General features: G+C 40.8%; 17 protein-coding genes. 16 read left to right on the top strand and 1 reads right to left on the bottom strand.

Annotated elements, in window-relative coordinates:
* Window positions 1-97: 97 nt before the first annotated feature.
* The gene (locus tag D0T66_RS01185; RefSeq protein WP_255489671.1) at window positions 98-4330 is read right to left on the bottom strand and encodes an acyl-CoA dehydratase activase; all 4233 of its coding nucleotides are present in this window, start codon (window positions 4328-4330) and stop codon (window positions 98-100) included.
* 201 nt (window positions 4331-4531) lie between these two features.
* On the opposite strand from D0T66_RS01185, the gene D0T66_RS01180 reads away from it, so the two are divergent.
* The 16 genes from D0T66_RS01180 (at window position 4532) to D0T66_RS01105 (ending at window position 20635) form a co-directional block, all read left to right on the top strand.
* Window positions 4532-6442: a hypothetical protein gene (locus D0T66_RS01180; RefSeq protein ID WP_163355179.1), complete on the top strand. Its 1911-nt coding sequence runs from the start codon at window positions 4532-4534 to the stop codon at window positions 6440-6442.
* A 130-nt stretch (window positions 6443-6572) separates the two neighbouring features.
* Window positions 6573-7151 (top strand): hypothetical protein, encoded by a 579-nt coding sequence (locus D0T66_RS01175; protein WP_163355178.1) that lies wholly within the window; start codon window positions 6573-6575, stop codon window positions 7149-7151.
* Between the two features lie 582 nt (window positions 7152-7733).
* A complete protein-coding gene (locus D0T66_RS01170; protein WP_163355177.1) occupies window positions 7734-10031 on the top strand; it encodes an NADP-dependent malic enzyme in 2298 nt (765 codons plus the stop codon).
* Window positions 10032-10258: 227 nt separating this feature from the next.
* Window positions 10259-12244, top strand: a complete 1986-nt coding sequence (locus tag D0T66_RS01165; protein ID WP_163355176.1) for an AIPR family protein — start codon at window positions 10259-10261, stop codon at window positions 12242-12244.
* A 727-nt stretch (window positions 12245-12971) separates the two neighbouring features.
* Window positions 12972-13310, top strand: a complete 339-nt coding sequence (locus D0T66_RS01160) for a helix-turn-helix transcriptional regulator (protein WP_163355175.1) — start codon at window positions 12972-12974, stop codon at window positions 13308-13310.
* An 81-nt stretch (window positions 13311-13391) separates the two neighbouring features.
* Window positions 13392-13907 carry a GNAT family N-acetyltransferase gene (locus D0T66_RS01155; RefSeq protein ID WP_163219602.1) on the top strand — a complete coding sequence of 172 codons (516 nt, stop codon included), beginning with the start codon at window positions 13392-13394 and terminating at the stop codon, window positions 13905-13907.
* On the top strand, window positions 13900-14934 hold the full coding sequence (gene arsB, locus D0T66_RS01150; RefSeq protein ID WP_163219600.1) for an ACR3 family arsenite efflux transporter: 1035 nt from the start codon (window positions 13900-13902) through the stop codon (window positions 14932-14934). Before D0T66_RS01155 ends, arsB begins: the two co-directional genes overlap by 8 nt.
* Before the next feature lie 31 nt (window positions 14935-14965).
* The gene (locus tag D0T66_RS01145) at window positions 14966-15394 is read left to right on the top strand and encodes a nitrophenyl compound nitroreductase subunit ArsF family protein (protein WP_163219598.1); all 429 of its coding nucleotides are present in this window, start codon (window positions 14966-14968) and stop codon (window positions 15392-15394) included.
* Entirely contained in the window at window positions 15394-16092 is a 699-nt protein-coding gene (locus D0T66_RS01140; protein ID WP_163219631.1) for an aromatic aminobenezylarsenical efflux permease ArsG family transporter, read from the top strand. Before D0T66_RS01145 ends, D0T66_RS01140 begins: the two co-directional genes overlap by 1 nt.
* Before the next feature lie 11 nt (window positions 16093-16103).
* Window positions 16104-16337, top strand: coding sequence for a thioredoxin family protein (locus D0T66_RS01135; protein ID WP_163219596.1), 234 nt, complete (start codon window positions 16104-16106; stop codon window positions 16335-16337).
* Window positions 16338-16348: 11 nt separating this feature from the next.
* Window positions 16349-17692 (top strand): permease, encoded by a 1344-nt coding sequence (locus tag D0T66_RS01130; RefSeq protein ID WP_163219594.1) that lies wholly within the window; start codon window positions 16349-16351, stop codon window positions 17690-17692.
* Window positions 17693-17704: 12 nt separating this feature from the next.
* Window positions 17705-18163: an arsenate reductase ArsC gene (locus D0T66_RS01125; RefSeq protein WP_163219593.1), complete on the top strand. Its 459-nt coding sequence runs from the start codon at window positions 17705-17707 to the stop codon at window positions 18161-18163.
* A gap of 14 nt (window positions 18164-18177) precedes the next feature.
* Window positions 18178-19005: an arsenite methyltransferase gene (gene arsM / locus D0T66_RS01120; protein ID WP_163219591.1), complete on the top strand. Its 828-nt coding sequence runs from the start codon at window positions 18178-18180 to the stop codon at window positions 19003-19005.
* A gap of 12 nt (window positions 19006-19017) precedes the next feature.
* Window positions 19018-19344 (top strand): cupin domain-containing protein, encoded by a 327-nt coding sequence (locus D0T66_RS01115; protein ID WP_163219589.1) that lies wholly within the window; start codon window positions 19018-19020, stop codon window positions 19342-19344.
* Between the two features lie 234 nt (window positions 19345-19578).
* On the top strand, window positions 19579-20037 hold the full coding sequence (locus D0T66_RS01110; RefSeq protein WP_163219587.1) for a hypothetical protein: 459 nt from the start codon (window positions 19579-19581) through the stop codon (window positions 20035-20037).
* 70 nt (window positions 20038-20107) lie between these two features.
* The gene (locus tag D0T66_RS01105) at window positions 20108-20635 is read left to right on the top strand and encodes an outer membrane beta-barrel protein (protein ID WP_163355174.1); all 528 of its coding nucleotides are present in this window, start codon (window positions 20108-20110) and stop codon (window positions 20633-20635) included.
* Window positions 20636-20653: the final 18 nt, after the last annotated feature.

The following is a 20653-nucleotide window of genomic DNA, read 5'->3' as shown; positions in this document are numbered from 1 at the left end:
ATAAAAAAGCCCGATTATAACGATGAAACCGGGACAAGTAAACAAGAAAGCACCTTCATTATAAAGGTGCTTCCGTCTATAGTTGAATTTTATCTTTTTACATCATAAAGTGCAAGCGGTTCTGAAGGTTGACTTCCGCCACACCACCGTCGATATCGAGATAGAGGATACTCATATTCGGATATAACTCCTTGATGCGTTTCTCTACTCCTTTGGCAATCACGTGATTGGCGATACAACCGAACGGCTGTATACAAACCACTTTGTTTACCCCTTTGCGTGCGTAGTGAGCTATTTCGCCCGGTATCAGCCACCCTTCGCCGAACTGGTTAGCCAAGTTCACTATTTCGGATGCCGCTTCGGCTTTAGCAAAGATAGATTCGGAATGTTCGAAATATTTGAACTTGCTCATTATCTTATCCACCTTTTTCACCTTGCGGTTGACATATTGCCAGATGGTTTTGGTCATCATTCTCTCGAATATGGTTTGGTCTTGCAAGCCGTTTGCCACATTCGTTTTCTTATTCACAAAGAATTGCAACAAGAAATCGAGCAAAGGCGGTGTAGAAACTTCCACATTCTTCGAACGCAACCATTCAGTAATATTTGCTTGTGCATAGTTATTATACTTCACAAATATTTCCCCTATCAACCCTACTTTAGCATACTCTTTATCGTAGATAGGCACATTGTTGAAATCAGCGACAGCCTCCTTCAACAGGCGCATTAAGGTTTTCGGGTCATTGGCGCGGACAGCATCTATACCGCGTTCGATATAGAAATCGAACACCGAAAGTGATGAACCGGCTTTCTTCTCGCGCACCGAAATGGCACTGTGCATCTGTTGCAAACCATCTCCGTAGAGTACCAACGGAACAGCAATCTTAGACAGGCGTTTCCATTCCATTTTGAATTCGCTTTCGCCATTCTGGAAAGTATCGCCCGAACTCAAGGCAATAACGGGTATATCATTGAATCCGGCGTTTATCAGACCGCTCTTTATCTGCGCGATATAGTTCGTTGCACGGCATTGACCGCCGGTCTGCGTGATGGCAAGGACAATGTCCTGCACGTCGTAATTGCCCGATTGCAAAGCGCTTATGATATCTCCCAACACCAGCGTAGACGGATAACACACTTCGTTGTTACCATACATCAACCCGAGGTCGGCAGATAGTTTATTCGATTTAGGCAAGTTAGCCACCTTCACCCCCAGCAATTCGCCCAAAGCAGGTGCAAACGGGTTCAGGAAGTCGGCCAGCCAAGGCACTAATATCGTTTTGTCTTTGTCTTTTGCTATTTTGTATGGGACAGTATATCCCTGATATTGTTCGCCTTGCTTTTCAGCCGGTTTAGCAGCTTTCAGCGATTCTACCAACGAGCGCAAACGCAGGCGGATAGAGCCCGGACTGGCAATTTCGTCGATACGGATAACCGTAATATTCTTATTAGCCGCTTTCAGTATGTCGCGTGTTTCGTCCATAAAGAACGAGTCGGGACCGCAACCGAAAGAGTTTAGTTGTACCAACTGCACATTCTGCGGTAGTTTGGCAATTTCCATCGCCGACTGTACCACACGGTTCGGATACGACCATTGCGAGATAATATTCAGCTTGCCGAAGCCTTCACTTTCCGGCTTACGGAAAACGTCATCGGTGAGTACAATCGTTCCCAAATCCGACAATATTTGCCCCACTTTCTGGTGGATCAGCGGATCGGCATGGTAAGGACGTCCTGCAACAATAAATACCGGTTCGCCACTTTCGACAGCCTTATCCAATATTTCTTTCTGGAAATTATATAAGTTGCCTTTCAGTGCAGCCCGCGTTTGTTGGGCAGCATTGAATGCCTTGTCGAATACAGATTTGGAAACGCCAAGCCCCGATAGATAGTTGTAGCATCCTTTATACAGCGCCTTGTCGCTGCTGAAAGTGACTACAGGCTCATCAAAAGCAATGCCGTGGCGACCCTCGGGGTCGATAGAGCTGCGTATAACATCGGGATATCCACTGACAACCGGGCAGTTGAACGAGTTGGATGCACCACCGAATTCTTTTTCTTCTTTCGGCACTATCGGATAGAAAATGCGGTCTACTTTCTGCTCTATCAGCGACAGGATGTGCCCGTGCACCAACTTGGCAGGGAAGCAGATATTATCCGACATCACCCCTCCTACCCCTCTTTGGTAGAGCGGATAAGTCGATTCCGGCGAAAGGCGTACATTGAATCCGCATTCCGACAGCAATGTATGCCAAAACGGGTAGTTATCGAACATATTCAGCACACGCGGAATACCGATAGTTTTGCCTTTGACTATATTTTCTGCCTTGACAGGATAGTTGAACAATATCTCGTTTTTGCGGTCGAAGGCGTTGTAACCCTCTTTGCGCGCCACGCTCTTATTATAGAATACCTTTTCGCACTTGTTTCCGGCATAACAGGTATTTCCGTTCTGGAAGCGGAAACGAAGCACCGAACAGAGGTTGGTACAACCTTTACAAGTCAGTTCTTTCGTATCGATGGTCGTAACATCTATCAACGATTCCTTACCGTTGAACGATTCTTCTGCGCGTCCTTTGCTCCACAAGCGTTGTGCATACAATGCAGCACCGAGAGCACCCATCAGTTCGGGGTGGTCGGTAGAGCTTACCGATTTGCCCGAAAGCATTTCCAAAGCACGGTAAACGGCATCGTTGCGGAAGGTACCTCCCTGAACGACAATGTTGTCGCCTAATATATTCAGGTTGGATATTTTCAATACTTTGAAGAGGCAGTTTTTCACTACCGAGTAGGCTAATCCGGCTGCAATGTCGTCATTTCCGGCATTCTCGCGAAGCGATTGTTTCACTTTCGAGTTCATAAATACCGTACAACGCGAACCTAAATCGCTCGGATATTTGGCCAGACAAGCCGCGCGGGAGAAGTCTGACAGCTCCATCCCCAGATTCGAAGCGAAGTTTTGCAGGAATGATCCGCAACCTGCCGAGCAGGCTTCGTTCAGTTCGATATTGGAAATTACACCGTTGGCGATGAAGATGGATTTGATATCCTGTCCTCCGATGTCCAATACAAACGACACATTCGGGTCTACATATTGCGCCCCCGACATGTGGGCGATTGTTTCCACGATACCGAAATCGAGCCCTAAAGCCGATTTAATCAGGTCTTCGCCATATCCTGTGGCTGCCGACGAAAGGAATTTTACGTTGACGCCTTTCTTTTCGGCTTCCTCGAAGAATTGCGCCAACCCTTCGTTTACTCTTTTCAGCGGGTTGCCTTCATTGTTTCCATAGAATTTGTAGACAATATTGGCATCTTTATCCATGATGACAATTTTGGAAGTCGTCGAACCCGAATCGATTCCCAAAAAGCATTCTATTTCTTTTTCTTCGCCGAGCGGTTTGAAGCTAAGCGGCTTAATTTTGCGGTTAGTCCCCCACTCTATGTATTTCAGTTCGTCTTTGAATAGTGGTTCGAGCGCATCGCTCTGGTTGGATGTTGTCGTTTGAGACATTTTCTCGACCAACTCACCTAAATCGAAGGTTTTATCTTCTTCGCTCGTATATAATGCAGCCCCCCAAGCCGGGAAGTATTCTCCGTTTTCGGGAACAATCAAATCCGATTCCTGTATTTTCAACACCTCTTTGAAAGCATCGCGCAATGCCGGAATAAAGGTCAGCGGACCACCGATGCAAAGCACTTTCGGTTGCACATCGCATCCACGAGCCAATGTCGTAACCGATTGCAAGGCAACGGCATGCAGGATGGAGGCAGATATATCGGCTACCGGAATGTTACGGCTTATCAGGTTCTGTACGTCTGTTTTGGCAAATACACCACAGCGCGAGGCTATCGGGTATATCTTATCGAATTTCAGGGCTTTTTGACCTAATTCTTCTACCGAGATGCACATCAGGCTCGCCATCTGGTCGATGAACGCTCCCGTACCACCGGCACAGCTACCATTCATGCGGATGTCGGGATTACGCCCTTCGCTGAAGAATACCGTTTTGGCATCTTCGCCCCCCAAATCGATAAGGGTATGTGCGTCATTATAGACTTGTCTTACAACTTCAACGGCCGATACGACTTCCTGTACAAAAGGGATGCCTGTACGTTCGCCGATACCCATACCTGCCGAGCCCGAAATGTATATATCGAATTGCACACCCGGATATTCGCCCATTACGGTCTTGAATTCTTCGACTAATGTTGGCTGGATATTGGCATTGTGGCGTTTATAGGTTTTGTATATAATGTGTTTGCAGTCATCGAGGATGACGATTTTTACAGTTGTCGAACCTACGTCGACCCCCATTTTGTATTTCATTGATCTTTGCATAAATAAAATAGTAAAGCGCTCTTATTTAACGCGACAAAATTACAAAATAAACTCTATATCCGAACCAATTTTAATGTGAATAATCGCAATAAACAGATGTTTTTTACTTTTATTTGTTTTTGCAGATAACTAAACACACGCAATAAACGTTATAAACGAAGACAGGTTATTTTCATCAAAAAAAATCTTTTGAAGCTAATACGTTTTCATATCATCGCTATATTTATCCTTCTTTCGGTATTACAAGCCCAATCACTGAAAGGAGCAGAAGCATATGCGAACGATACGATACAGCCTCCGATACTTATGACCGAAAATGCGATAGAAGCAAAAGATACTATCCGCTCGAAGAAATTGCCCGAATCCTATCAGACACTCAAGGAGCAAAGCGCCAAGAAAAGTTGGACGAAAAGTCTGTTCCGGCTGATAGTAAGGGAACCGAAGGTCTCTTTTGATGCGGAGGAGAATAAATCTATCGCTAAGGATTATGAGCCATTCAGGGATAAAATCATACGCAACATTGAAGTCACTGTATTGGCGCCTTTCGGGACGGATGTCCGCAACCCGGATAAGGTGGACGAGGATGCCGAAATATTCAACAAGACACATGTATTGAGCCGGGAATCTACCATCAAAAAGCATATCCAGTTTCGCCGTGGCGACCGTGTCAATCCGGCTATTATAGCTGCTTCGGAGGTCGAATTGCGCGATGCGACTTATATCAATGATGCGCGTATCGTATTAGAACCTGTTACCGGAAATGATGAGATGGTAGATGTGAGAATAATAGCGCGCGATAAATGGACAATCGGGGTGGATATACACAACCTTTCGTCGTCGCGGATGAATATCGAGGTATTCGATAAAAATATCGCCGGAACGGGTAGCCGTATGGGTGCGAATTTTATTTATACGCCCAAATACAGCCATAAGGTAGGTTTTGGCGCTAATTACCTGTATGAGAATATTGCGAATACAAAAATAGATGGGGAGATAAGTTATGTAGATGAGATAAAGATGCACGAGTTTTCGGCATCGTTAACCCGCAAATTGCAACCGAGGTATAATTATTTCGGCGAAATCAGTTATAAAAACAACGTCAGACGCCCCGAATATATCAATTGGGATTCTATTACGCCCGACAGGCGGGAATTGTTTTCGGCTACGATAGGAAGGGCTTTCACTTTGTCGGAGGACAACAGCATCAAGCGTATCGTTGTAGGGTTCAGGTATAAGCACAAAATGGATGAGTATAGGAATGAGGCATATCAGGATTATATAAAAACCATTATGCTCCCCTATAAGCATGCCAGAAACCGTATCTGGCTGATGCAGTTAAGTTTGTTCAAAAATTCGTATCAACGCGATTATTTGGTTTACAATTTCGGGACGACGGAGAATATTGCTTTGGGTTATAATCTTTCGATGCAGCTGGGATATAGCCGCTTCTATAACCTGGATGTGAAAGACGGCATGTATGGTTCGTTCAGCGCTTCTTACGGAAGTAATGACCTGACGAAAGGTACTTTGTACCTGTATTCGGCTATTTCTTCTTTCTGGGATAAAAAGAAGCCTTTTGAGAGTGTATTCAAATTTAACATGCATTATTTTACGCCGCTTATGCGGTTGTATACGGTACGTGTGCGGCAGTTCCTGAACCTAAGTTATGGGAAGCTGATGACGCCGGACAGGTATTTTGGCGACCGGATTTATATGGGCGAGCATACGAGCCTGAAAATGAAAAACTGGCGCAGGGATAGAAAAGGGGTTGAGCAATTGTTGTTTAAGGCTGAAACGGATATGTTCTCGAATTACGAACTCCTCGGGTTCCGGTGTTTGTTCTACTCTTTTTTCGACTTGGGATGGATAAGGGAAGAGGGAAGCCTTTTCAAGAATGAGAACCTGAATTATGGTATAGGGTTGGGTATCCGTCTGCGCAACGATTTCATTATTTTCAATACGATAGACCTGAAAATAGGTGTATATCCTAAATTGGAGCAAAGTGGTTTCCGCAGCTTCTTCAAAGTGAGGTCGTCGAGCCCGAGAATATCAACAGATTTCACTCCGGATATACCGGAGGAGATATTGTTGGAATATTAGATTAATTATAGATTATAAAAAAGGCCTCCCGCCCCTTCCACAAGAGGGGGATATAATATAGAAATCCATCCCTCTTTGTTAAAAAGCCACATCTTTTTTAGAGAGCAATTATCTCTATGTAAAAAAGATTATGGCAAAGTACAGCAAACAATTAGTAGAAGCAATATGCGAACTTATCGCCGACGGCGAATCGACTATCAACGAAATCTGCGGTTTTATGAAGATTAACCGCAAAACGTTTTATGAGTGGAAAAATGAAAAGGAAGATTTTCGCGAAGCCATACAATTAGCCCAATCCCAGCGCAACGAACGTTTAGTCACCCTCGCCCGTCAAGCCGCCCGCCGCAAAATGAACGGCTACAAAACCGTAGAGACCAAATATGTCTACGTACCTGACAAACACTACCCCGACCGTCTCGTCCTGAAAGAAAAGATAGTGAAAGAAAAAGACCACGCACCAGACACTGCCACCATCAATGCCGTACTGAAACGCGAAGATGAACGCCTGCGTCACGAAGAAGCTCAACAACGCGAACGCGAGAAAGAAGAAAAACGACACCACATCACCCGCCAACCGCTCATCATCGAAGTTATTAATGAAGAAACGAAACGCGAATTAGAGAAGCTGGATCGGGGCGAACGGGATGAGCTTACTCCCGAAGCGATAGCCAAATCGCGCAAGATTATTGAGGAGTATAATAAATTGTAATAGTAGACGAGTAGACAAGTATACGAGTTTATTAGTAATGAGTTTACAAGAGGGAAAGAAAAGTAACCTGTCAAAAATACTCGAAATAAGTAGAGAAATGTTACTTTTTTCCTCTGTATTACTCCGTGAAAAACTCTGTGGAACTCTGTGGTTAAAAAGAAAAAGTAACTCGATAAAAAACATCGAAAATGAGTAGAGGTTTGTTACTTTTTATTGTCACTTCGAACGGATGTGAGAAGTCTCTTCCTAAAAGTGTGAAAGAGATACCTCGTATTCACTCGGTATGACAAGCATGTCTACTCTTTGCGAACTTAGTGTAGAATCTTAGCGTACTTCGTGGTTAAGTAATTAATAAGTAAACGAGTAAACAAGTAGACGAGTTTATTAGCAATGAGTTTACAAGAGGGAAAGAAAAGTAACTCGATGAAAAACGTCGAAAAGAAGTATAGGTTTGTTACTTTTTCCTCTGTATTACTCCGTGGTTAAAAAGAAAAAATAATTTGATAAAATTGGCAGCTATTTCGAAACTCTTTTCGTAACTTTAAAAGGGTTTATCTTTAACTCTTTTAAATAAGTAATGCTATGCCAAAGATTACAAAAGAAGCTGCTCTCCGCTATCATTCGCGCGAACCTCATGGTAAGATAGAGGTTGTACCGACCAAACCGTACAGTAACCAAACCGATTTAGCACTGGCTTATTCGCCCGGTGTTGCCGAACCCTGTCTCGAGATAGAAAAGCATCCCGAGGATGCTTATAAATATACGACTAAGGGGAATCTTGTCGCCGTCATTTCCAATGGTACGGCTGTGCTCGGATTGGGCGATATAGGAGCATTAGCCGGCAAGCCGGTGATGGAAGGGAAAGGTTTGCTATTCAAGATATATGCCGGCATCAATGTCTTCGATATCGAGATAGACGAGAAAGATCCGGAGCGGTTTATTCAGGCAGTCAAGGCTATAGCGCCCACTTTCGGAGGTATCAACCTGGAAGACATAAAAGCACCCGAATGCTTCAAGATAGAACGCCGCCTGAAAGAGGAACTGGATATTCCTGTCATGCACGACGACCAACATGGCACGGCTATCATCTCCTCTGCCGCCTTGCTGAATGCCTTGGATATTGCAGGCAAAAAGATAGGGAATATCAAATTGGTGGTGAATGGAGCAGGCGCTTCGGCAATAGCCTGTACCAACCTATATATCCGTTTAGGAGTAAAGAAGAAAAACATCATCATGTGCGACAGCAAAGGGGTTATCTCGACTGATCGCAAAGACTTGAGCGATGTCAAAAAAGCGTTTGCCGCCACGACCTCAAAGAAGACTTTGGAAGAGGCAATTGCAGGCGCGGATGTGTTCTTAGGCCTCTCAAAAGCCGATACACTGACAATAGAAATGGTGCGTTCAATGAACCATAACCCGATTGTCTTTGCGCTGGCCAACCCTAATCCCGAGATAAGCTACGAAAAGGCTATGGCCTCCCGTGGAGACATCATTTTTGCCACCGGCCGCTCGGATTATCCTAATCAGGTCAACAACGTACTTGGCTTCCCTTATATATTCCGTGGCGCATTGGACGTGCAGGCTACCAGCATCAACGAAGATATGAAATTGGCTGCCGTGCATGCATTGGCATCCTTGGCCAAAGAGGAAGTACTGGATACGGTCAATGTAGCTTACAATAAGAAGCGATTGGTCTTTGGCAGGGATTACTTTATCCCTAAACCATTAGACCCGCGCTTGCTGACACGTGTGTCGATGGCAGTTGCCAAAGCTGCCGTCAAGAGTGGCGTTGCCCGAAAGAAGATAACCAACTGGCGGGACTATGAAGACCATCTGGATGAGATGATGGGCTATAGCACCAAACTTATCAACCGCCTGTTTGCCATGGCTAAGAGCAACCCTAAACGGGTTGTATTCTGCGAAGGGAACCATATTAATATGATCAAGGCGGCTATAGTCTCCTACCGCGAAGGTATTTGTTATCCGATACTTTTAGGCTCGCCCGATCGCATAAAAGCTATTGCTAAAGAGAATGGACTGGATCTCAAGGGAATCGAAATAGTGAACTATCGCAATATCAAGGAAGATCGCCGGCGCAATCGCTATGCCCAAATACTGACCGAGAAGCGATGCCGCGAAGGTATTCGCTTTCAGGATGCATTCGAAAAGATGAACGACCGCAACTACTTCGGCATGATGATGGTGGAGGTGGGTGATGCCGATGCCCTGATTACGGGTGTCTACAGCCATTATCAGGATTTCGCCAAGGTTGCAATAGAAGTGATAGGCTTGCAGGAAGGCTATAACCATTTTGCAGCTATGCATATCATCCAGAATAAGAAAGGGACTTACTTCCTGTCCGACACCCTGATAAATCGCTGGCCGGAGAAAGATACCCTGATCGAGATTGCCAAGCTGACGCATAACGCCGTCAAATTCTTTAACCATACGCCGGTGATGGCTATGCTGTCGTTCTCTAACTTCGGTGCAGAACGTGATGGCAGCCCCCGTAGTATATCCGATGCTATTCAATACTTCCACGAGAATGAAAAGGATATACTGATAGACGGAGAGATGCAGGTCAACTTCGCCCTGAACAAGGAGCTTCGCGATAAGAGCTTTCCATTCAATAAGTTGAAAGGAAAGAACGTCAACACCCTGATATTCCCGAACCTTAGTTCAGCCAATATTGTCAGCCGCGTACTGATAGAGATGGGAGAAGGAGGCGAGAGCATCGGCCCTATACAAATCGGGTTACGCAAGCCTGTTCACTTCACGGACATCGAGACATCGGTGCGGGATATCGTGAATCTGGCTGCTGTTGCTACCATCGATGCTATCGTTCATGACGAGAAAGGCAGCGATAATTACCGAATGTAATTAGGCTTATTACTGGGGGTGAATAAAAAAAGCAGCCATTAGGCTGCTTATAATGTTTTAAATAAGAGCGGAGAGAGGCAGAAATACAAAGAGTTTCAGGAATCAATAGGAATAAAGTTTATACAGAAGTCGGAAATGGGCAAAAATAAAGGTTTAGGGATGTAAATCAGGCTGTTTCGGAAATATTTAGTATTTTTGGGAGGAAATTAACAATAAAATAAACACTCATGAATCTAGAGCCAATTATTAATGCGAAATTTAAGAAATTTCGGGAGCAATTAGAATTGAATGATATTGCAGATGGAAATGCTTTCGAGAAATATGTTAATTATGTTATATTATCTTCTCATCAGCCAGATGCATTTAATGGAGATAACGAACTTTTGGAAAAAGTAAATGTCGGTGGAACACATGACATGGGAATTGATGGTATTGCTATAAAGTTGAATGGTTTACTTATTCGAGATTTAGCAGAAGCAAAAGATCTTGTTAAAAGATTTCCACGAGTGTCAGTCGAATTTATCTTTATACAATCAAAATACAAGTCTGATTTTGACAAAGGAGAGTTTAATAACTTTGCGGATGGGGTTCGTGAATTTTTATCTGAAAAGCAAAGGCAACCTCATAGTCCCGAAATAAAATCACTCATTAAGATAAAGGACTTTTTAATAAGTGAAGAAGCCGTGTATAAATGGGAAGATAATCCTAATGTACGCTTATACTATGTCGCTATGGGCAAGTGGCATAACAGCAAGCATCAATTAGCTCTTGCGGAACAATTTAAAGATGATGTCAATAGCTTAAACACATATAAAGAACCTGTAATACATTTCATCGACATTGATGGATTCAAAGGGATAATTGATTCTAATGAAAATAATTTTGAGGTTGTCTTAAACTCTATTGATACCATGCCATTAACTTCTGTAGATAAAGTTGATAATTCATGCATGCTGTTATGCTATGCAAGTGAATTAAAGAAGTTATTATCAACAGATGAAGGTATTATCCGAAAATCGCTATTTGATGATAATGTCCGTGATTTTCAAGGAGATAACAATATAAATACTGAAATAGGTAGAACCATAAAAGAAGAGCCTGAAAAGTTTGCTTTATTGAACAATGGCATTACCATTGTTTGCGAAAAATATACCCCCAGCAATAGGCAGATTACCATAAAAAATCCCCAAATAGTGAATGGTTGTCAAACAAGTCATGTTATCTTTAATGTAGAAGAAAGCAATACCGTTCCACTAGTAATTAAGTTGATTTCAACTCAAGATATTGAAATTACAAATCAGGTAGTTAGGGGTACTAATAGACAAAACATAGTGCTGGATGAAGCCTTTGAGACTACAAAAAAATTCCACAAAGAGCTTGAAGATGTTATTAATGCACTATCTCCTGAGTATGAAAGATTCTATTACGAAAGAAGATCCAAACAATATGACCATAATCCGTCAATAACACAATATCAAAAATTGAACTTTAGAATCATAGTACATTCATTTGTATCAATGTTTATTAACGAGCCACATTTATCACATAGGCATGAATCTAAATTGCTTGATACTTACTCTAATATACTGTTTAAGGATTACCAAAGTAAACTCCCTTATTTTGCCTCTTGTTTGACATTTTACAAACTCGAGAAGTTGTTTAGAAAGAATAAGTTAGATAAGCCAAAACACTATACTTATAAATACCATTTAATGATGATTTTTAGAGAATTAATTGCGGGAAAAAGTCCTAATATTAACTCGGAGCAAATGGTTGATGAACATTCTAGATTGATTCTAAATGTGCTTAAAAGCGATGACAAAACATTAGCTAAGTTTGTTGAATCAATTGATATATTTGATAAAACTAGAGAGCATTGGGAGAAAGAACTTCACAAAAGTCCTCATGGAATTAAAGATAATAAAGACTTCACATTATTGCTGTTGAAGAGAGTAAGGAAAAACAATCAACATGTTACTGACTTAGTTGATGATGTTGATTTTAGATACAAAGGAAAAATCGTAAAGATTATAAAGGATAAATTTGGAAAGTATTGTGGCTTTATTGAAAGAAAACCGAACAATGTATTTTTTCATTCTAATTCTGCTAAAGGATTAAATCTATTCAATTCAGAAGGCAAACTTGTATCATATAGGGTATCTACTAATCCTAAATCAGGTCAGTTGTTAGCTGTCGATGTTAATTTCGAATAAAATAATAAAAGAGCTTTTCCGAAAAAATAATGAAGGGAGATAAATTAATCTCCCTTTTTTAGGAAAATTTTGGGTGAAGTGAATAGGAAGATGCCTCACAAGGAAGCAAAACAAAAACACCCAACTTTACATTCTTGGGTGTAAAATTGGGTGCTTGTTTCGCAAACTATTGACTTTCAGCCTTGTTTGCGGAGAGAGAGGTACATGAACCTTTTCCCCGGATATGCGTATAAGTCAATGCTTTAACTTTCCCAAACTTATTATCGGTAACGAAATAGGCACAAATTTAATAACCCCTATTTGTCCACCTTTGACCTATGCACTTCTGCATATATCTTGGGTTCAAAGATACATATAATTTTCATGTTTACAAAATATTTAGCCTTCAATGTATTAGCCTTAGTGCAAGGTGCAAGCTTATCTATATAGATACTTGCACCTTGCACTGGACAATGATAGCGGGATTATTTTACCGCCTTTTCTAATAAAAGCGGTAGTTTTTTCCAAACTTGTAATGATGACCCAGCATAGGTAATATTCCAAAGCCTTTGATTTTGTGAATAAAGACAGTATTACTTTAGGCTTATCTCATTTAATGTAACCACCATTAACTTAATGGTGGTTACATTAAATTATTCATGCGGATTTCATCTTGCACTAAATTTCTGAATAATGTTTGGTGGTTTGAAAAATAGTTCGTATGTTTGCGAACAATAAAACAAAGAAGATGAAAAAAGCAAAAAAGGGATATACAGTTGAACAGGAGCAAATGGCACGTTTTGCCAAAGCACTTTCCCATCCAGTCCGAATTGCCATATTACAATTATTGGCAAGTCAGACTTGTTGTTATCATGGAGATATGTCGGAAATTTTGCCTGTGGCAAAAAGTACGCTGTCTCAACACTTGAAAGAACTGAAAGATGCAGGTTTGATACAGGGCGAAATTACATTGCCTTCTGTTAAGTATTGTATTAATAAGAAAAACTGGTCTTTAGCGAAAAAGTTATTTGAAGCTTTATTGACCGAAGTAGAAGTTGCAGACAGTTGTTGTGATACTCAAAATTAGTGTTTTTTTATGTTGTATATTCGTACATCTACGAAATACGCACTATTCGCAAATGTACGATTGTAATAAATTAGAAATAGGATGCTGATTAGAAAAGTGAAATTAGAAGATTCCCGTAGGATTTGTGAGATTTACAACTACTACGTTGAGAATACGGCTGTAACGTTTGAAACAACCCCTGTGCCTGAAACTGAAATGAAAGAAAGAATCAATGAAATTATTGATTCCGGCTTTCCTTATTATGTAGGTGAAATTGAAGGCAAAGTAGTGGGCTATTACTACATCCATAAATGGAACGGCAGATGTGCTTACTCTTCTACGAAAGAAGTTACCATCTATTTAGATAAAGACTATACAGGGAAAGGGCTGGGTTCTACGCTGTACGAACATTTATTCCAAAACATAGATAGGGAAAACCTTCATGTGTTAATTGCCGGAATCTGCATCCCAAATGAAGGAAGCGTGAAGTTACATGAGAAATTTGGTTTTAAGCAATCTTCTCACATGAAAGAAATCGGATGGAAGTTTGACAAATGGCGGGATGTCGGACATTGGCTGCTTATTTTCAATAATAAAAAATCAGAAGGCAATGAGTAAGAAAAAAATGAGTTTCTTAGATAAGAATCTCACTCTTTGGATATTCTTGGCAATGGCTATCGGAGTTGGACTGGGTTACTTTTTCCCATCGTTCAGCACTACGATAGATTCATTATCCAGTGGAACTACAAACATCCCTTTAGCCATCGGTTTAATCTTAATGATGTATCCGCCATTGGCAAAAGTCGATTATAAACAATTACCGAAGGTTTTCAAGGACGTAAAAATATTATCAGTCTCGTTAATCCTGAATTGGATTATCGGGCCGATATTAATGTTTTTACTTGCCATCATCTTCTTACATGATTACCCGGAATATATGGTAGGTGTAATCCTTATCGGATTAGCACGGTGTATAGCGATGGTTCTTGTGTGGAATGACTTGGCGGAAGGAAATACGGAATACGGTGCTGGTTTAGTAGCCCTGAACAGTATCTTTCAGGTATTCTTTTACAGTTTCTACGCTTGGTTATTTATTACTAAGCTTCCTCCCCTCTTCGGGTTTGAAGGGGCTATCGTTGATATTTCTATCGGTACGATTGCCGAAACAGTTGCCATCTACTTAGGTATTCCTTTCCTAATGGGTATATTGAGCCGACTTATATTAGTGAAATTGAAAGGCGAACAATGGTATAAGGAAAAGTTTATCCCGAAAATATCCCCGATAACCTTAATCGCACTGTTATTTACAATCATTCTTATGTTCAGCCTGAAAGGTGAACTGATTGTACAAATACCAATGGATGTAGTTCGTATAGCTATACCGTTACTTATCTACTTTGTCGTAATGTTCCTGCTTAGTTTCTTCGCAGGTAAGTGGATGGGTGCTTCTTACGATAAAAATGCTTCCATCGCTTTCACTGCTACCGGAAATAACTTTGAACTGGCTATCGCAGTAGCAATCGGCGTATTTGGATTACATAGCGGACAAGCCTTTGCCGGAGTAGTCGGGCCGTTGGTTGAAGTCCCGGTATTAATCCTGTTGGTAAACTTAGCATTTTGGCTTCGGAAGAAATATTATAAATAAACATAGTACAAACCAATAAAAAGACAATCAAATGAAAAAGAGTATTTTAATCGTATTTTTCGCCACTTTGTTAGTTGCCTGCGGTGGTAATACACAAAAGAACAACGGACAAACTACTGGAACAGAAGCTAAAGAACAAGTAACGGATGCTTCTACTGTGAACGTTTACTATTTCCACGGCAAACAACGTTGTAAAACCTGCATTGCAGTGGGTGATGTGACAGAAAAGACCATAAAAGAACTTTATGCGGACAATCCCAGTGTAAAATTCATTGAAGTAAAAACCGATGAAGAGCAAAATGCTTCACTTGTAGAAAAATACGAAGTAACATGGAATGCCCTCATTGTTTCTAAAGGGGACAATTCCATAGATATTACCGACAAAGCATTTGCCAACGCTTTGAATAGTCCTGAAAACCTTACCGACCTTATCAAAACCGAAGTCGATAAAAGGTTATGATGGAGTTTTTACAAAACCTTGTCGATGGGTCTAACTTTCCATTATTGACAGCATTTCTCTTGGGAATAATGACCGCAATCAGCCCTTGCCCGTTGGCAACCAATATTACTGCTACGGCTTACTTGAGTAAAGATATAGGCGATAAACGTAGGGTAATGTTCAATGGTGTATTCTATACGCTTGGTAGAATGTTTACCTACACGGTACTCGGATTGATTTTCTATTTCGGAGCAAGCCAGTTTCAGGTAGCCAAATTACTGCAAAACGTAGGTGGGATGTGGCTGGGAATAGCATTGGTTATTATCGGAATATTTATGTTGGACATTATCAAAATAAAGCTTCCGGGAATGAATAAGCTAACTTCAAAGATAGAAAACAAAGAAGGAAAGAAAACCTACCTCGATGCGTTCTTACTGGGATTACTTTTTGCGCTTGCTTTCTGCCCTTATAGCGGGGTTTTGTATTTCGGCGGATTAATCCCGATGACGATTGCCAGCCCATCAGGATTACTGCTTCCACCTGTATTTGCTATTGCAACGGGATTACCCGTTATCATCATCGCATGGCTTTTGGCATATAGCGTGAGTAACGTGGGGAAATTCTATAACAAAATGAGTGTTTTTCAAAAATGGTTCAAATGGATTGTGGCAGCGATATTTATTGTTGTCGGAATCTATTATATAATAACAGGAATTTAATAATTACAAATATGGAAATCATTGTATTAGGTACAGGTTGTGCCAAATGTAAAACAACCTACGAAACAGTAAAGAAAGTAATTGAAGATAACGGATTAGATATAAAATTGTCCAAACAGGAAGATATTATGGAAATCATGAAATATAATGTAATGACCTTGCCGGGCATAGTTGTGGACGGTGAAGTAAAAATCAAAGGTCACGTTCCTTCCGAAAGCGAAATCCGCCAACTGTTGGGAGTATAATAAAGCTACACATGGAAACTAAAAAAGAGTTGAAAATCCTTCTTTGGATGGTTGTCATTTTCGCCGGAGTATTTTTCCTACCCTTAGGCAGTGAACGGTTTATGACAGCGATTGATGCAACACTCGACTTGTCGAAGTGGTACGCACAAGAACACGTTGTCATGTGTCTTCTACCTGCCTTTTTCATTGCAGGTGTGATAGCCGTTTTTATCAGTCAGGGGGCAGTTTTGAAATATTTCGGAGCAAATGCTAAGAAATGGCTGTCCTATACGGTTGCCGCTGTTTCTGGTGCTATTTTGGCGGTATGTTCCTGTACTATATTACCCTTGTTTACAAGCATCTATAAACGTGGAGCAGGATTAGGACCAGCCATTGCGTTCCTGTATTCAGGACCTGCAATTAGCATTTTATCCATTATTCTCACATGGCGTATTCTTGGGGTGGAAATGGGTGTTGCCCGCATGATTGGGGCAATTACATTTTCAGTTGTTATCGGACTGATTATGTCTTTTATCTATCGAAAAGAAGAAAAAGCCAAAAAAGAAGAACAAATGAATATTGTTCCTCCACCTGCTAAACGTCCTATGTCGCAAACTATGCTCCATTTCTTTACACTGGTATTTATTCTTGTCTTTGCGAATTGGGGTGCGCCTGCAGCCGATGATACTTCAAGTATATGGTTCTACATATTTACTTATAAATGGCATATAACAGGTGCGCTTTCTCTTATACTCGCTTATTCCCTCGTAACTATATTGAAAATTAAATGGCAATGGGTGCTGACAGGTGTTTTGGCGACAGGATTATCTGCGTTTCTGGCTTACCAATTCATACCAAACCCGAAGTTAGTCCCGCTTGTTCCGATGATTGTTGGTATTGCTGCTCTATCTCTCGTTACTCTCTTTGATAAACGGGATGATGAAAACCGGGAATGGACACTTTCGGCGTGGGGATTTGCCAAACAAATAATGCCCTTGCTCGCTATCGGTGTGGTTACGGCAGGTTTCCTGCTCGGTTCTACACACGACAATACAGCCATTCCGGGTGTTATACCGAACGAATGGATTGAGTGGGCGGTAGGTGGGAACTCCTTGCTATCGAACTTCTTTGCCAGTTTTACAGGGGCATTTATGTATTTTGCAACGCTGACCGAAGTGCCTATTATTCAAGGCTTACTCGCTTCCGGAATGGGAAAAGGCCCTGCATTGGCTTTGCTACTGGCAGGCCCTTCACTTTCCCTGCCTAATATGCTTGTTATTCGTGGTGTGATGGGTACGCAAAAGACGGTTGTATATGTAACACTGGTCATTATCATGGCAACTATCTCCGGTCTTGTTTATGGAACATTTTTTTAAGAATACAATGCAATGAAAATATTGATTCTATGTACAGGAAATAGCTGTCGCAGCCAAATGGCTCATGGCTTTCTGCAATCGTTTGACGAAGAAATCGAAGTCTTTTCAGCAGGTACAAAACCTGCTGATGAAGTAAATCCGATGGCTATTGAAGTAATGGCAGAAGTAGGAATTGACATTAGCAATCACAAACCGCATAATGTGAATGAATATATTGGTCAGGTATGGGATTATGTAATAACCGTTTGTGATGAAGCCAATGAAACCTGCCCTGTATTTACAGGCGAAGTGACACAACGTCTGCACTTCGGATTTAGTGACCCATCAAGAGCAAAAGGTACACCGGAATTTATCAAAGACCCGTTTTATCGGACAAGGTTTGAGATAAAGAATAAGTTTTCCGAATTTTACATTACACAGATATTAAAGAAAGAAATGCCCAAATGTGCCTGTTCCGGCGAATGGGAATAAAACAGCAATAAGTTATGAATAATAGTAATGATAAGCTAAAAGAAATAGTAAAACGGAAATATAGCGATATTGCTTTGCAAGGAAAAGAAACAGGCTGTTGTTGTGGGTGCAGTCCTACAAAAGAAGTCTATAATATTATGAGCGATGACTATTCAACGCTCAAAGGATACAACGAAGATGCTGACCTCGGACTTGGCTGTGGATTGCCTACCCAATATGCAGGTATAGAGAAAGGAAATACTGTTATTGACCTCGGTTCAGGTGCTGGGAATGATTGTTTTATTGCACAGGCAGAAGTTGGTGATGAAGGAAAAGTCATTGGTATTGACTTTTCAGAACCCATGATAGAAAAGGCTAAAGCCAATGCAAAGAAACGTGGAATACAAAACGTGAGTTTTCGGCAGGGAGATATTGAAGATATGCCCGTAAGTGCAGGTCGTGCCGATGTGGTTATAAGTAACTGCGTACTGAATTTACTACCTTCCAAAGACCGGATATTCCATGAAATATACCGTGTGTTAAAGACCGGGGGACATTTTTGCATATCGGATGTCGTTCTCAATGAAGAAATACCCGAAAAGTTGAAACATGCAGCAGAAATGTACGTCGGTTGTGTATCGGGAGCAATTCCAAAAGCTCAATATCTTGAGAAAATAAAAGAAGCTGGATTTGCAGAAATTATCATTTGTAAGGAAAAAGAAATTACCATTCCCGATGAAATTCTTGAAAAGTATCTTAACGAAGATGAAATAAATGCTTTCAAAACCGTGAATGCGATTGTTTCCATAACAGTTACCGGAAGAAAAAACTCTGGGGGGTGTTCATGCGGTGGATGTTGTTAAAAGAATATAGTTATGAATGAATTATTTGAAAAAGGAGTCATACTGAATATGGCAGAAATGGTTGAATACTCAACTGGTGGAGTAATCAGCAAACAAGTATTGAAGAATGAAGCAGGCAACATTACCCTGTTTTCTTTCGACAAAGGACAGGGACTAAGCGAGCATACCGCCCCATTTGATGCTATGGTAGAAATTTTAGACGGAGAAGCTGAAATTTCCATAAACGGTAAACCCTTGATGCTGGTTACTGGTCAGTCTATAATTATGCCTGCGGGTATTCCTCATGCTTTGTATGCAAGCAAGCAATTTAAGATGTTGCTTACTATGATTAAAGGGTAAGGATTATAAAGTGAAGGTGATTTCAGACGGCAGTTTTACTACTGTCAAGCGAAAGAAAAAATATATAATGCTATAAGACAGGGATAAAGAGAAAAGGACATCATCTTTTTCTCTTCCTGTTTGGCGAATCAAATCTTTCATCGTATATTTGCGATTGATTTCGAGTGATATTTTTTTATTACAAATCATCGTATATTTACGATATGCGATAAAATAAGTTAATTATATAGTGATATGGAAAAAAGAAAATTGAAAATCAGTGAAAGCATTGCAATATTTTTGCTTTCACTTATGACTGTCACTGGCAGTTATGCGCAAGAAAAAATGACTTCTACAAATAGCAGTCAAGTTACAAAACAAGATGAAATTGTTTCTGTATTGAAACAGGGCAAAGCGATTTTTGTTGTGATTAGCAAACAGGGATTAAAGGATAAGGAAAAAGCTTTATCTGTATGCAAAGAATCTCAAAAAGCATTATCCGGCAAAGTCGAAACGATTGAAGTGGATGCAGATAATAAGGCTGACGAAAACCTACTGAAAACACTTAAAATAACAGAACCCTTGAAAGAACCTGTTACCATCGTGATAAACAAACAAGGTTTTGTAACGGGGCAATTCACAGGAGTTCCTAAAGAATCCGACCTTATTGCTGCATCAAAGAAGGTTGTCCAAAGTGGCTGTTGTTCCCGCTAATAATCTAAAGTTACCCAGCAAGTTTGGGAGTTTCATTTTGCAATAATTATTAATAATTAAAAAGAAAACGATGAAGAAAATTGTCATGGTGATTATAGCTGTCTTTGCGGTAAGCATAGCTAATGCACAAGATTTTTGTCTTGGTGGCTCTTTGGGCTTTTGGAACAATAACAGTGCAGATAAAACAACCTTATCCATAACGCCGGATATAGGTTACAGCCTCTCAAGTAAATGGTATCTTGGAATTGGTATCGGTTATCAATACACTAAACACGAAGACTTAAAAATTAATTCTTTCACGTTAAATCCATACGCTCGTTATTCTTACTTTACAGCAGGGAAAGTAAGGCTGTTTATGGATGGAACATTCGGTTTATCTAATGACAAGCCGACAGGTCGTAAATCTGAAACCGCTTGGCAGGTTGGAGTGAAACCGGGCATGATAATTGGTCTGACTGATAGGTTTAGTTTAGCAGCCCATTTTGGATTCTTAGGATACAGGGATACAGATAGCGATATAAATGCTTTGGGAGAAAAAGGCTGGGGCTTAGACCTTAGCGGAAATAGTTTAAGTTTCGGTTTTTTTTATAGCTTCTAATTTTTTTAATCAAAATAT

Origin of the sequence: Dysgonomonas sp. 25, from assembly GCF_010501075.1 — a bacterium.
GTDB lineage: Bacteria > Bacteroidota > Bacteroidia > Bacteroidales > Dysgonomonadaceae > Dysgonomonas.
This window is presented reverse-complemented; position numbering and strand designations above follow the sequence as displayed.